General features: G+C 28.4%; 12 protein-coding genes and 1 other annotated feature. Of the genes, 9 read left to right on the plus strand and 3 right to left on the minus strand.

Annotation, left to right across the window (positions count from 1 at the left end):
• Positions 1-95 precede the first annotated feature (95 nt).
• Complete coding sequence (locus DR024_RS07800; protein ID WP_027099431.1) at positions 96-959, plus strand: tRNA 2-thiocytidine biosynthesis TtcA family protein; 864 nt, start codon at positions 96-98, stop codon at positions 957-959.
• Positions 960-1,059: 100 nt separating this feature from the next.
• Here the strand turns inward: DR024_RS07800 and DR024_RS07805 are convergent, their stop codons facing one another.
• Positions 1,060-1,923, minus strand: coding sequence for a Cof-type HAD-IIB family hydrolase (locus DR024_RS07805; RefSeq protein ID WP_051196058.1), 864 nt, complete (start codon positions 1,921-1,923; stop codon positions 1,060-1,062).
• Positions 1,924-2,107: 184 nt separating this feature from the next.
• Here DR024_RS07805 and DR024_RS07810 point away from each other — a divergent pair, with 184 nt between their 5' ends.
• The 4 genes from DR024_RS07810 to DR024_RS07825 all read left to right on the plus strand — a co-directional run bounded on the left by DR024_RS07810 (position 2,108) and on the right by DR024_RS07825 (position 5,472).
• Positions 2,108-2,680, plus strand: a complete 573-nt coding sequence (locus tag DR024_RS07810; protein WP_051196059.1) for a metallophosphoesterase family protein — start codon at positions 2,108-2,110, stop codon at positions 2,678-2,680.
• Positions 2,681-2,694: 14 nt separating this feature from the next.
• A complete protein-coding gene (locus DR024_RS07815) occupies positions 2,695-4,032 on the plus strand; it encodes an MATE family efflux transporter (protein ID WP_027099432.1) in 1,338 nt (445 codons plus the stop codon).
• Between the two features lie 66 nt (positions 4,033-4,098).
• Entirely contained in the window at positions 4,099-4,287 is a 189-nt protein-coding gene (locus DR024_RS07820; protein WP_027099433.1) for a DUF4250 domain-containing protein, read from the plus strand.
• 324 nt (positions 4,288-4,611) lie between these two features.
• Positions 4,612-4,847: a binding site (T-box leader), on the plus strand.
• Between the two features lie 112 nt (positions 4,848-4,959).
• Positions 4,960-5,472: a tryptophan transporter gene (locus tag DR024_RS07825; RefSeq protein ID WP_027099434.1), complete on the plus strand. Its 513-nt coding sequence runs from the start codon at positions 4,960-4,962 to the stop codon at positions 5,470-5,472.
• A gap of 60 nt (positions 5,473-5,532) precedes the next feature.
• Here DR024_RS07825 and DR024_RS07830 read toward each other — a convergent pair whose 3' ends face one another.
• A complete protein-coding gene (locus DR024_RS07830; RefSeq protein WP_027099435.1) occupies positions 5,533-6,237 on the minus strand; it encodes a polysaccharide deacetylase family protein in 705 nt (234 codons plus the stop codon).
• A gap of 324 nt (positions 6,238-6,561) precedes the next feature.
• On the opposite strand from DR024_RS07830, the gene DR024_RS07835 reads away from it, so the two are divergent.
• The 4 genes from DR024_RS07835 to DR024_RS07850 all read left to right on the plus strand — a co-directional run bounded on the left by DR024_RS07835 (position 6,562) and on the right by DR024_RS07850 (position 11,860).
• The gene (locus DR024_RS07835; protein WP_111918468.1) at positions 6,562-7,836 is read left to right on the plus strand and encodes a uracil-xanthine permease family protein; all 1,275 of its coding nucleotides are present in this window, start codon (positions 6,562-6,564) and stop codon (positions 7,834-7,836) included.
• Between the two features lie 166 nt (positions 7,837-8,002).
• Positions 8,003-10,231, plus strand: coding sequence for a bifunctional diguanylate cyclase/phosphodiesterase (locus tag DR024_RS07840; RefSeq protein ID WP_111918470.1), 2,229 nt, complete (start codon positions 8,003-8,005; stop codon positions 10,229-10,231).
• Between the two features lie 66 nt (positions 10,232-10,297).
• Positions 10,298-11,119, plus strand: a complete 822-nt coding sequence (locus DR024_RS17995) for a SpaA isopeptide-forming pilin-related protein (RefSeq protein WP_242983095.1) — start codon at positions 10,298-10,300, stop codon at positions 11,117-11,119.
• Between the two features lie 276 nt (positions 11,120-11,395).
• Complete coding sequence (locus DR024_RS07850; RefSeq protein ID WP_099313754.1) at positions 11,396-11,860, plus strand: dUTP diphosphatase; 465 nt, start codon at positions 11,396-11,398, stop codon at positions 11,858-11,860.
• 139 nt (positions 11,861-11,999) lie between these two features.
• Here DR024_RS07850 and DR024_RS07855 read toward each other — a convergent pair whose 3' ends face one another.
• Complete coding sequence (locus tag DR024_RS07855; RefSeq protein ID WP_111918472.1) at positions 12,000-13,916, minus strand: ABC-F family ATP-binding cassette domain-containing protein; 1,917 nt, start codon at positions 13,914-13,916, stop codon at positions 12,000-12,002.
• Positions 13,917-14,093: the final 177 nt, after the last annotated feature.

The following is a 14,093-nucleotide window of genomic DNA, read 5'->3' on the forward strand; positions in this document are numbered from 1 at the left end:
TATAGTACAAAAGGGACTTGATGACAAATAGAATATTATTTCAATTGAAAAAATATTATGTGATGATATAATATCATGTGTACGAGGTGATATAGATGAGTGGAATAGCAGGAACAGGTTGTGAAAGAATAATTCCAACAGAGGAAAAGAAACCTTTAGAAGAAATAGAAAAGAGCATTATAAAAAGATATAGAAAGCCAATTTGGTCAAAGTTTATAAAAGCTATAAAGCAATATGATTTAATACAAGATGGAGATAAAGTTGCTGTAGCAATTTCAGGTGGGAAGGATAGCTTGCTTATGGCTAAATGTTTCCAACAGCTTCAAAGATATAGTGATGTTAAGTTTGATTTAGAATTTATAGCTATGGACCCAGGATATCATCCACAAATAAAGGCTTTACATAAAGAAAACTTAGATTATTTAGGAATACCAGCTCATATCTATGATTCTAAAATATTTGAAGTTATAGATAAAAAAGCTCAAGATTACCCATGCTATTTGTGTGCTAGAATGAGAAGAGGATCACTTTATGAAAAGGCTAAGGAACTTGGGTGTAATAAATTAGCTTTAGGACATCATTACAATGATGTAATTGAAACAACTATGTTAAATATTCTTTATGCAGGTAACTTTAAAACAATGTTACCAAAGCTTAAATCTCAAAACTTTGAAGGCATAGAGTTAATAAGACCTTTATATCTGATAGAGGAAGAAGCTATAAAAAGATTTATAAATTATAGTGGAATATGGCCACTGAATTGTGCTTGTATGGTAGCAGCCAAAAAAATTGGTGGTAAGAGATATGAAATAAAAGAGCTTATCGCAAATCTAAAGGAAAACTTTAATGATGTAGATAAGTCTATATTCAAAGCTGCTGAAAATGTAGCTATGGATTCTATTTTAGGATGGGAAATAGATGGAGAAAAGCATTCGTTTTTAGAGCGTTTTGAAGAATAATTATATTTAAAAAAAGAAGCCATATATATGACTTCTTTTTTTGATGTAATTTGGAGCGTAGTGCTAGAATAAACAAAATAAATATCCACTCTATACTTTTTTATTTATTTAGAGCAAAAGTTTTAATTGCATGTCCAACACCATTTTCTAGATTTGTTAGTGTTGTGTATCTGCATAAGTTTTTTATATCATCATTAGAATTTCCCATTGCAACACTATGGTATGCATGTTCAAACATTGATACATCATTATAGTTATCGCCAATTGCCATTGTATCATCTAAAGATATATGAAGGTAATCTGCAATAAATGCTAATGATTTTCCCTTAGAAGTTTCATAGCTTTGAAATTCAAAGTTGTTATATGCTGAAGAAACAACATTTACTCCTTTAATTTTAGAGGCTTCAGCAATTCCATCTTTTATTCTATTAGGGTCAAATGAAAGAGCAGATATATTAAATAAATCAGTATTTAAGTTTAGTATATCCTTATATGAATCTACATATAGTGCACTATCACTTTCGATAAAACTTACTAGAGAATCTAAATGGTTTCTATCTAAGTCAGGAATAACTGATTGATTTCTATTAAATTCATCTGTAAGACGTTTTGAAATATCTCTAAAATGTATTCTATGTTTATCAGAAGAAAGGCCATAAGGATAATTATTAGATTCTAGAAAATCTAGTATTTCCTTTACGGTGTCTTCTTTTATTGGATATGAACAAATTTTTTTATTATCTTTAACTGAATAAGCACATGACCCATTATCTGTGATTATGTAATCAGGTTTGAAGTTAGATTTAGATAAAAGTTCAAGAGCTGCAGTGTATTGTCTTCCTGTAGCCACAATGACTTTAATACCGGACTCTTCGGCTTTATTAATCCATTCTAAGTCATATTTTGATATTGTTGAGTCTGGTTGAAGTAACGTGCCGTCTAAATCTGTTGCAATTAGTTTCATTAAAAAAGTCCCCCTACAAAAAAATATTACATCTATATTGTACTATTTTTGGATAAAAAAATATATGGAGTGTATTAGGTTTTACAAAAAAATGTATCTAATTAAACTTCAAATTAAATATGGAAAAATAAGTATGGAAAAATTATAATATAAGGATAATAGTATTTAAGAAGGGAAGTTTATTATGAAGGTTGCTGTAATATCTGATGTACATGGAAATGTAGAAGCATTAAAATATTTCATAAACTATATAGATGAGAACAATATAGAAGTTGTTCTTAATTTAGGGGATATAATGGGTGGGATTAATCCTAGAGAGACCTTGAAGATAATAATGAATGATAAAAGGTTCATAAATGTATGCGGTAATCATGAGAGTAATCTATATTATATAGATGAAGAACTTTCAAAAGAAGAGTTAAGTTGGATAAAAAATATACCTTTAAAAAGGGTAGAAGAAGTAGCAGGAAAAAGGTTTTTAATGGTACATAGCAGAATAAATAGTAATACTGATATACCTTACTTATATAATGGAGGGATATTAGAAGAATTTTTAAATGATTATAATGGCGAATGGGATTATGTATTGTTTGGCCATACTCATTATCAATGTTATTTATCTTTTTATGAAGGGAAGATTATGATTAATCCTGGATCATTAGGGTTATCATACGATGAAAAGATAAGCTTTGCAGTAATTGATATTGATGATGAAAGGTTTAATATAGAGTTTAGAAAAATTGATTACAAAAGATAGTAAGGAAGGTACAAATGAAGAAAGTTAATTTATTAGAAGACAGTATAGGATCTTTAGCTGTAAGATATATGATTCCAAGTGTTTTAGGAATGCTTGGGTTATCTATGTGTATATTTTTTGATACTATGTTTATAGGAAGAGGAATAGGAAATCTAGGTTTAGCAGCCCTAAATGTGGGGATTCCTATGTACAGTATATTTAATAGTATAGGGTTAATATTTGGTGTTGGAGGTGCTACTGCACTTTCAATTTCAATAGGAAAAGGAAGGTTGGATTCAGCAAACAGTATTTTTACTTTTTCAGTAATATCATCATTTATATCAGGCGCGATATTATCTGTATTTGGAATAGTCTTTTTAGAGCAATTTTCATTATTTTTAGGTGCATCACAAGAGACTTTACCATTAGTGAAAGAATACTTATCAGCTATATTATCATTTGGAATAGCTTTTATTGTTATACAAACTCTTTCTGTATTTGTTAGAAATGATAACAACCCCAAATTGGTAATGTGGGCTGTTATTTGTACTAATTTAACTAATATTATTTTAGATTATGTATTAATTTTTCCATTAAATAAAGGGATGAGGGGGGCTGCTTTAGCTACATCCATAGCTCAATTAGTAGGGGTAAGTATATTATTATTACATTTTATATTTAAAAAGAATTCTATACATTTATATATATCGCAATATAAAAAATCACTAAGATATGCAAAAAGAATTATCTTAAATGGTATACCTAGTTTGGTTAATGAAATGTCTGCAGGAGTTGTTATTTTTATATTTAATATAGTTCTAGTGAAGATAGGTGGAGTAGAAGCAGTTTCTGCCTATAGTATAATTTCAAATGTAGCTTTAATTTGTACTGCAATATTTAATGGAATATCTCAAGGAATTCAGCCTATTATAAGCATGAATTATGGAGCAAAAAAGATAGATAGAGTTATATCTGCTTTTAAGCTAGCTAGAAAAATTTCATTTGTTTCTGGAGTAGTGTTTTTTATAATTGGGGTATCTAATCCTGAATTTATAGCGAGAATATTTTCAAGTAATATAGAAGGAATTCTAGATATTACTTGTAGTGGAATAAGAATATACTTTTTATCTTTTATTGTAATGGGTGTAAATATAGTATCTATAGGTTTTATGCAATCTATAGAAAGATCAAAGGTATCCACTATAATATCTTTAATTAGAGGGTTTATATTAATTTCTATAGTAATAGTAATTATGTCATATATTATGGGATTAACAGGGGCGTGGTTAACTGTACCAATAGTTGAAAGTATCACTTTGATATATACAATTATTATTATAAAAAGAGATAAATCTATATATCTACAAAAATAGAAGTTGAAATGATTTTTTGTATATGTAAAATATAAATTATATAGATAAAACTAATAAGGTGAAAGAATGGATAGAGAATCAATAATGGCTATGGACCCTAATATTTTATTAAGTGTTATAAATATGAAGCTTAGAGATACTTTTTCTTCATTAGAAGGATTATGTGAAGATATGGATGTTTCAGAAAAAGAAATTTGCGAAAAATTAAATGCTATTGGATGTACTTATATAAGAGAAATAAATCAATTTAGATAAAAATATTTAAAAATTTCAAACTATAGTATATAGGCAAGTCTATGGGTTATAATACTAATATAGGTAAAATTTATGTTTGGAGGGTCGTCGTATGAATATGAAAAAAACAGGGAAGGTTTTAGTACTTTTAGGAGCATCAGCAGCTTTAATAGCGTCATTAGTCAATGATAAAAAAACTAAAGCACAAGGAGAAAACAATAATTAGGTTACAGAAAAAATAAAAGGTTATATTATAAGTTCTAATATTACAGGAAGTAAAAAAATAGTAAAATTTAAGTGTAATATATTGACAAAAATAGAAAAGATGCATATTATAATATTAAGATAAATCCTTTGAAGAGGGATAGTAACCAGGTGCAAGGTTAAAGAGAGCTGATGATGGTGGAATATCGGTACTGTAGCTAATGGTGAATGGGCCTTTGAGGAGCAAGATGAAATCTTTGGAGAGAGTAGTTAAGCCGTGGGTTGCACGTTACAGCAAATAGAGTATATTAGTACTTGAAAGTAGAGAGGTGTTATACACAATTTAGGTGGTACCGCGGAACATATCCGTCCTATTAATTTAGGACGGTTTTTTTATTTTATTTAATAAGTTTGGGGCGTGATTAATATGTTATGAAATGAAGAGTGGAAACCAGGATAAGAAATATTTAAAATTAGGGGGAATTTAAAATGGATACAAAGAAAATGGTATTAAACGCAATTTTAATTGCAATAGGAGTAATATTACATGCAATAAGTCCATCCTTTGGGTTACCAGCTCAACCGGATTTTGCACTAGCAATGCTTTTTATAATAATGTTAATTAATAGAGATTATAAAACAACTATATTTGCAGGTATAATAATAGGTATATTTACTGCATTAACAACTAAATCACCAGGTGGGCAATTACCTAATATTATAGATAAGGTTATAACTTGTAATGTAATGTATTTATTAATGCTTCCATTAAGGGAAAAAGTAAGCAATAATATTCAAGGGATAATATTATTTGTTTTTGGAACATTATTAAGTGGGACTGTATTTTTAACCTCTTTAGCACTTATATCGGGGGTGGAAGGAGCTATATTAACAACTATATTTGCAGTAGTAGTTCCTACAGCGGTGGTAAATGTTATTGCAGGAATGATTATATATAAGATAGTCGAACAAGCTATGAGAATTACTAAATATAATATATAGATAATTCTAACGTTTCATGTTAATTGGAAAAAACCTAGAAGTTATTCTAGGTTTTTTCTATTAATGTTTCATAAAATGAAACATTTCATCAGTATCGCTTGATATTGCTTTAAATGTATATCCCTTATCTTTATAGTATTTGATTACCTCAGGTAAAGCTTTTGCGGAGTTTTTATTCATGTAGCCACAATGCATAAGTAAAATTATATTATTTTTATCACTTTTTGCATGTTTTATATAAGTACTTGGGCTAGCGTTGTGGTTGGCACCATCAGTACTATCTACATTCCAGTCATAAATCTTCAAGTTGTTTTCATGTAATGAGTCAACAAGTGTTTTCTTTAAATGATAAGAATTGTTATTGCAACCAAAAGGAAATCTTAATATAGAAGGACTAATACCACATGCATCATTTATGGTTTTTTGACACTCTAGCATTTCTTTTAAAAACTCTTTATCTGAAGAATATAGTTTTGATTTATTATGGGACATACTATGTAGTCCAATTGAATGTCCTTCATCAACCATACGTTTAATGAGTTTTTCTTGTCCTTTTATTTGATCACCAATTAAAAAGAAGGTAGCAGGAACTTCTTCTCTTTTTAATATGTCTAGTACCTCAGTGGTTACTTTGCCACCAGGCCCATCATCAAAAGTAATATAAATTACCTTTTCTTCTTCAGCCATTGTATAAACTGAAAAAAAGCTTAATGTAAAAATAAAAACACATATAAAAGCTAGAAAAGAATATTTGTTTTTTTTCATATGTATCACCCTCTATAAATATTTATTACTTAGTATGTTCCTGTATAAAAAAAATATCCCTTAAAGAAAAGTGTAATATTTTGTTATTGAATTACTTAGATTGCTATGCTATACTTATAGAAGTTTAAATAAAAAATTAAAATTCTTTAAAGTGGTCCAGAGAGGCTAGTAAGAAGAAAGATTTACGGTTATATAGACAAATTATAGCTTCTTACTGCCATGTAAGAAGTTTTTTTATTTTATTAAAACCTTTTAATTCAAGTCCAGAGAGACTGAAAAAGGGAGAAAGTAATTTCTCCTTATAAATATTAAGGAGGTAAAAAGATGTCAGAAATGATACTTTCAGCAATTGAAAAATCAAAAAGTAGAACTTTAAAGGAAAAGGTAATGAGATGCATTTTGGCATTACAACATTTGGTTGCAATGTTTGGAGCAACTGTATTAGTACCATTTTTAACTGGCTTAGACCCATCAGTAGCTCTATTTACAGCAGGATGTGGAACATTAATATTTCACTTATGTACTAAGGGAAAGGTTCCAGTATTCTTAGGATCATCTTTTGCATTTATACCAGTAATTATAGCAGTTAGAGATGCATATGGTGATTTAAGTTATGCACAAGGTGGTATGTTTGTAGCAGGACTTATATATATAATAGTATCTTTAATAATAAAAAAGGTTGGAGTTGGAAAAATAAAAGCAATATTACCAGCACAAGTTGTTGGGCCAATGATTATGGTAATTGGATTAAATCTTATACCAACAGCTATAGATATGGCATCAAATAACTGGACATTAGCAATTATAACATTAGGTGTTACTTTAATAATAAAATTCTTTGGAAGAGGATTTACAAAACAGATTGCAATATTATGTGGTGTAGCAGTTGGATATATAGTAGCTTTAATAATGGGAGAAGTTCAAACAGCTGAAATAGCAAGCGCAGCAGTACTATCCGTACCATCATTTACTTTACCAAAGTTTGATATTGGAGCAATAATGATTATAGCACCAGTAGTACTTGCAGTATTTATGGAACATATAGGTGATATTACTACTAATGGACAAGTTGTAGGTAAAAACTTTATAGAAGATCCAGGTTTAAATAGAACATTACTTGGAGATGGATTAGCAACTATAGCAGCTTCACTTTTTGGTGGACCAGCTAATACAACTTATGGTGAAAATACAGGGGTTTTAGCAGTAACTAAGAACTATGATCCATCTATTCTTAGAATAACAGCAGTATTTGCAATAGGATTAGCTTTTATAGCTAAGTTTGGAGCTGCAATAAGAACTGTACCACAAGCTGTTATGGGTGGAATAAGTTTAATGTTATTTACAATGATTGCAATAGTAGGACCTAAGACTATAAAGAGTGAAAAAGTTAAATTTTCATGGAATAACATAATAGTTATGGTTGTTATATTATTCTTAGGATTAGGAGCTTCATATGTAGAAACTAAATATAATATAATTTTAGGAATTAAAATTACTGAACAAGTAGCTATTACAGGGTTAAGCTTTGCAGCATTAGTTGGTGTAATATTAAATTTAGTTTTAACATGGATAAGCAATTCGATAGGTAAAAATAGATAATAGTTATGATAATAAAGTCTTGAGATTAGTTAATAATTTCAAGACTTTTATTTTTGACAAATTACTATTTATTCTACCTGTATATAACATAACTGTATATAAAATATAAAGGTTATGTGGTAAAATTTAATTATGGAATTAAAAGTGTAGTATTACGGAGGGCTTTATGAGGGACTTAGACAAAACTTTTAATATGCTTGCAGTAACAACTATTATAGTAGCTGTTATAGCTTTATATAAAGGAAATACAATTTTTAATCTTATATTTTTAGGAATATTGTGTTATCAGTTTGTGATTTATAGAAAAATTTATTTTCTTAAGTTATCTATAGAACATGGAAAATATGAAAAAGCATTAGGTGCCTTAAATGGAGCAGTATGGGAATGGTTTGATGACTATAATTTACTTTTTATATCTAGTAGATACAAAAAGGTATTTAAAACTGAAAATAATATTGATTCATTTGATAGGTTATATGAGTTTATAGATAATAGTTATAAAGAATATATAAAAAGCTTTTTTACAGAAATAATAGATAAAAAAATTGAGGATGAATTCATATTAGAATTTAAGACTGTAGATATAGAGGGGCAACAACTATATATAGAATGTTCAGGAAAAGGAAAAATAAAAGATAATAAATATGAGTTAAATGGTATTTTTATTGATATAACAGAAAAGAAAAAGCAAGATGAATTACTAAGGATGAGTGAGAGAAATTATAGAAGGGCCTTAGAAGGTAGTCAAGATATAATGTTTTATTTAAAGGTTGATACAGGAGAATATATTATAAATGATAGAGAAGGTATATTGTTTAATAATAATGAAGATCAATGTAAAATCTCAAATGAGAGTTGGGTAAATTTTATTTTACCCAAGGATAGATGGATTTATATACAAAAGTATGAAGAATTTTTGAGAGAAGAGAAAGAATATTTTTCAGTAGAGTTTAGGGTTGAAGGTAAAAAAGGCGAAACTCTATGGATAAAACAAAAAGGGAAGAGAATATTAGAGGATGATGGATTATACATATATGGTTCTATTAGTAATATAACTGATAGAAAAGAAAAAGAAATGAAGATATATTATATGAGTAACTATGATGAAGTTACTGGAATACCAAATAGAAGATATTTTATAGAGAAATCTAAAAAAATGCTAACTCAGGTTAAGAGAGAGGAAAAGGATTTTGCAATAGTTTTTTTAGATTTAGATAATTTTAAATATGTTAATGATACTTTTGGGCATGATGCAGGAGATAAGCTTTTAAATAGCTTTTGTAATACATTAAATAGTGTTATTAATGAAAAATGTTTATTAGCAAGATTTGGTGGAGATGAATTTATAATAGCAATAGGGGATGTAGAAGCAAAAGAAGAAGTAGTAAAATTACTAAAAGATATATTAGATACATTTAATAGACCACTTAAAGTGTCAGGTAAAGAAATATATTGTACAGTAAGTATAGGAGTTAGTTTTTACAGAACTGATGGGGAAACTGTACAAGCATTATTAAAGAAAGCTGATATTGCAATGTATAAAGCAAAAGCTAATGGAAAAAATAGATTTTGCGTATTTAATAAGGAAGTTTCAGATGAAATTAACAGGGAATTAGCTGTAAAACGTTGTTTAAGAAGTGCCTTAGATAATGGTGAAATATATTTTGATTTACAACCTAAGTATTGGTGCAAATCTAAGAAGATAGAAGGATTTGAATGTTTAGCACGATGGAAAAGTAGTGAACTAGGTTATGTGTATCCAGATGAGTTTATACGTGCATCAGAAAGTTCAGGAGCTATAATTAATATAGGTAAATATCTTATAGATAATGCATTTAAAAAATGTAAATATTTAACTAGTATTATAGATGATAAATTTAAAGTGGCAATAAATCTTTCACAAGTACAAATACGAGATGTTGAACTTTTAGAATATATAAAGGAAAAGATTGATGAGTATGATATAGACCCTGCAAACATTGAATTTGAAGTTACTGAAAGTGTTATAATGAAATCAGCAGAGCGCAATATAGAAATGTTAAGAAAGATAAAAGATTTAGGCGTAACTATAGCTTTGGATGACTTTGGTACAGGATATTCATCTTTAAATTATTTAAAAAGGTTACCTATAGATAAAGTAAAAATAGATAAAAGCTTTGTATCAGATATAGGAATCGACTTAAAAAGTGAATTTATTATTGAAAAAGTTATTGAATTAGCACATATGCTTAATCTAGAAGTTGTTGCAGAGGGTGTAGAAACTAAAAATCAACTTAATTATTTAGAAAAAATTGGTTGTGATATAATTCAAGGATATTATTTTAGTAAGCCTTTAGGATTTGACAAAATAGTTAAAAGCTTTACAGAGGATAAGACACTAGTATTTGACAGGTAAAATAATCACATATCTCTTTAGTTTCTCATATTTTATTAATATAAGAAAACTAAGGAGGTTTTTTTTGTGAGCGAAGAAAAGGGGAAAAGAGTTTATTGTACTAACATGAAAGATGATGATCCTATTATAGAGAGGTTTATGAAGGAGTATTTACAGGAAAAGGCCGAAGCAAAACAAGAAGGGAAAACTGAAGATATAGTAGTAAATTTTGATATATCATATCCAGATGGCAGATGTGAAACACATACTTGTGGGTCAGAAAGCTATATTTTTGGAGAAAATGATGATAGTTGTATTAATAGCAAGATAGAAGCAGAAGAGATGAAATGTTATTATAGTGATGCAGACATAAATGTTACAGAAAAGGAATTTGATAATGCAGAAGATAATCATATTTGCAATGAATGCAAGGAGGAAGAATATGTAAATGAAGAGCCGTATGACGTAAATACCAGTGATTATTATGAACATTATGAAAGGCAAAAATGGCTAAACTGCGAAGACGAGTGGAATGAAAATAATAATTGTGGATGTGCAGTAAAGGATAAGAAAGATAAATGCAGAAAAGAAGTAAAGGGCGTTATAACAGTAATTTCAGCTTTGCATAGTAAAGAAGGAACAAAAATAAAGGGCGTAAAAGTTAATCTTTATAAACTTAATGGAGTATGCCCCAAATTAGTAGATTCAAATGTTACTGATTGTGATGGTAAAGTTGTATTTTGCAATGTTCCTGAGGGAGCATATAGGGTTATAGAATTAATTGATAAGAGATACTTTGAAAAACCTCAATATATAAATTGGAATGAGGTTACTATTGATGAATGTACAACAGAAAGTTGTATTTATGTAATTAATAAGATTAAGAATAAAAGACAATGTAGAAGATAATTAATTCATAAATGAAAAAGATATGGAGTATATTTATTTTCCTTGTTCCATCGCTGCGCTTTAAGTCACATCAAAATAAATATCCACCTCACTGGTACTAAAGGTAGGGAAATTATAAAATTATTATCCTTGATTTATATCTAATTAAAATTTTATACTTTCCTCGTATAAAAAAGGCTTTAGAGAATAGGCCTTTTTTATTTTGTAGAAATATATGTCTATTATTGTTATAATGGTAGTAAAATAGTCTAAAGAGTAAGGAATGAAAGAGAAATTATGAAAATAAGAATAAAGTATTTTGAAGAGGCAACTAAGTTAAAAAAAATAGCAAAAGGTAACTGGATTGATGTGTACGCTAATAAGGATGTATTCGTAAAAGTTAATGAAAGAGCTATGATTCCATTAGGGTTTGCATTAGAATTACCAAGAGGGTGGGAAGCACATCTTGCTCCAAGAAGTTCAACATTTAAAACTTGGGGAATAATTCAAACTAATTCAGTAGGGGTAGTTGATGATACATATATAGGTGATAATGATCAATGGCACATGCCTGTTTATTGTTTAGAAGGAAAAAATATAGAGCTTATAGATGGAGTAGAAGTAAAGGGTACTTGGATAAGAAAAGGGGATAAAATAGCACAGTTTAGAATAATGGAAGTAATGCCTGAGATAGAGTTTGATGAAGTAGAGTCCTTTGGAAATTCTGATCGTGGCGGATTTGGAAGTACAGGATCTAAGTAATTATAATAAAGATAAATAGGATAAGATAGATAATAAGTTTGAGGACAAAACTCTGCATTTGCAGAGTTTTTTATATTAAAAGAGAAATTGCAGTAGGCAATTTCTCTTTTAATCTTTATTATCTATATTATCTTTTTTATTAATTAACTTCTTCCCATTTAATATAAAGGTCTTCTATTTTTTCTTCAAGGATTTTTATTTCTTTATTTACTCTTTCACTTTCTGAAGGATTAGAGTATATTTCTTCTTTACATAAATCTTCTTGAAGGGCTAGAAGTAATTCTTCATTTTTACTTATTGCATCTTCTAACTTTTTAATTTGTAGTTTCTTTGCCTTTTCTTCTTTTTCTATTTCGCGTTTTTTCCTTTTTTCTTCTTTTAGTTGAGTTTTAGTTTTACCATTTGCTAGTTCTTCATAAGCTTCAAATCTTAATGGATTAAGCTTCTTTTCAACATAGTAACTATAGTTTCCTAAATATTCAGTAGTTCCTTCTTCTTGAAGTTCCACAATTCTGTTTATAACTTTATTTAAGAAATATCTATCATGGGAAATTACTATTAATGTACCATCATAGCTTAATATAGCTTCTTCTAAAGCCTCTCTAGATAAAATATCTAGATGGTTAGTAGGTTCATCTAGTAATAATAAGTTGGATCTTGAAAGCATTAACTTAAGCAAGTTGATTCTACATTTCTCACCACCGCTAAGTTTATTAATAGTTTTAAATACATCCTCACCAGTAAATAGGAAGGTTGCTAATGCCCCTCTAACTTGTGATGTTGTTAATTCAGGGAAGTCATCCCATACTTCATCAATTATAGTTTTATCTTCACATAAGTTAGATTGTTCTTGATCATAATATCCTATGTTTACGTTAGTGCCTAATACTTTAACACCGCTATCTGGTTTTATTTTATCCATAAGAATGTTGAAGAAAGTAGTCTTACCTCTACCATTTTCACCAATTAAGGCGATTTTTTCTCCTCTCTTTAAATCTAAAGAAAGATTAGAGAATAAATGTTTATCACCAAAACTCTTACTTAAATTTTCAGCATGTAAAACATCATATCCACTTTTAACTGAGGTTTCAAATTTAATTTTTGCTGGTCCCTTTTCTTCATCTGGAGCATCTATTTTCTCCATTCTATCGAGGGCTTTTTCTCTACTTTCAGCAGCTCTAATACTCTTTTCTCTATTAAAAGATCTAAACTTCTCAATTATTGCTTCTTGTCTTTTTATTTCAGCTTGTTGAAGATTATATGCCTTTAGCTGTGATTCATAATCTTTTTCTCTAAGTTCTAAAAACTTTGTATAAGAAGCATTGTAGCAGTTAACATGACCATTAATTACTTGGAAAGTTCTATTAGTTACAGAATCAAGGAAAAATCTATCATGGGAAATAACTAAAATAGTACCTTTATAAGATTTTAAATACTCTTCAAGCCATTCAATTGCTTCTAAATCTAAGTGGTTAGTAGGCTCATCTAAAAGTAATATATCTGGTGAAAGTAATAATAATTTACATAATGCAACTCTGGTTTTTTGACCGCCACTTAACTTTGAAATTTCTTTATCAAAGTCTTCTTCAGAGAAACCTAAACCTTTTAATACCTTATTTATTTCTCCTTTGTAAGTATAGCCACCCCTATGTGAGTATAGTTCTTGTGAAGTATTATAGTCATTAATTATCTTGTTATGATAATCTGCTTTGCTTTCATCATAGGGCTCATTCATTTTGTTTTCTAAATCTAGAAGTTTTTCTTCTAATCTTATTAAGTCAGAGAAAACTAAAAGCATTTCATTATATATTGTATTTTTTGTATCTAAATCTAGGTGTTGAGCTAAGTAACCTAAAGTTTTATTCTTATCTATAAATATTTCACCATCATCAAATGATAGTTGTTTAGAAAGAATTTTAAATAGAGTAGATTTACCCTCTCCATTTGCACCAATGATACCAACCCTATCCCCTTCATTAATTGATAGAGTAACATCCTTTAATATTTCATCTATTCCATAGCTTTTGCTAATATTTTTACAACTTAAAACAATCATAACCTTTTCCTCCGGAATTATATTGGGTAAACTAGTATAGAATAATAAAGTTTACATAAGTAAATTAATTAACCTTAACATCCTAATTAATTATACTATTGAACTTAAATCATAGCAATTTTAAACAAAAAGCAAACTTTTTAAACAAAAAGAAAATATAGTAAAATATAAATTGAC

Origin of the sequence: Clostridium paraputrificum (assembly GCF_900447045.1) — a bacterium.
GTDB lineage: Bacteria > Bacillota > Clostridia > Clostridiales > Clostridiaceae > Clostridium > Clostridium paraputrificum.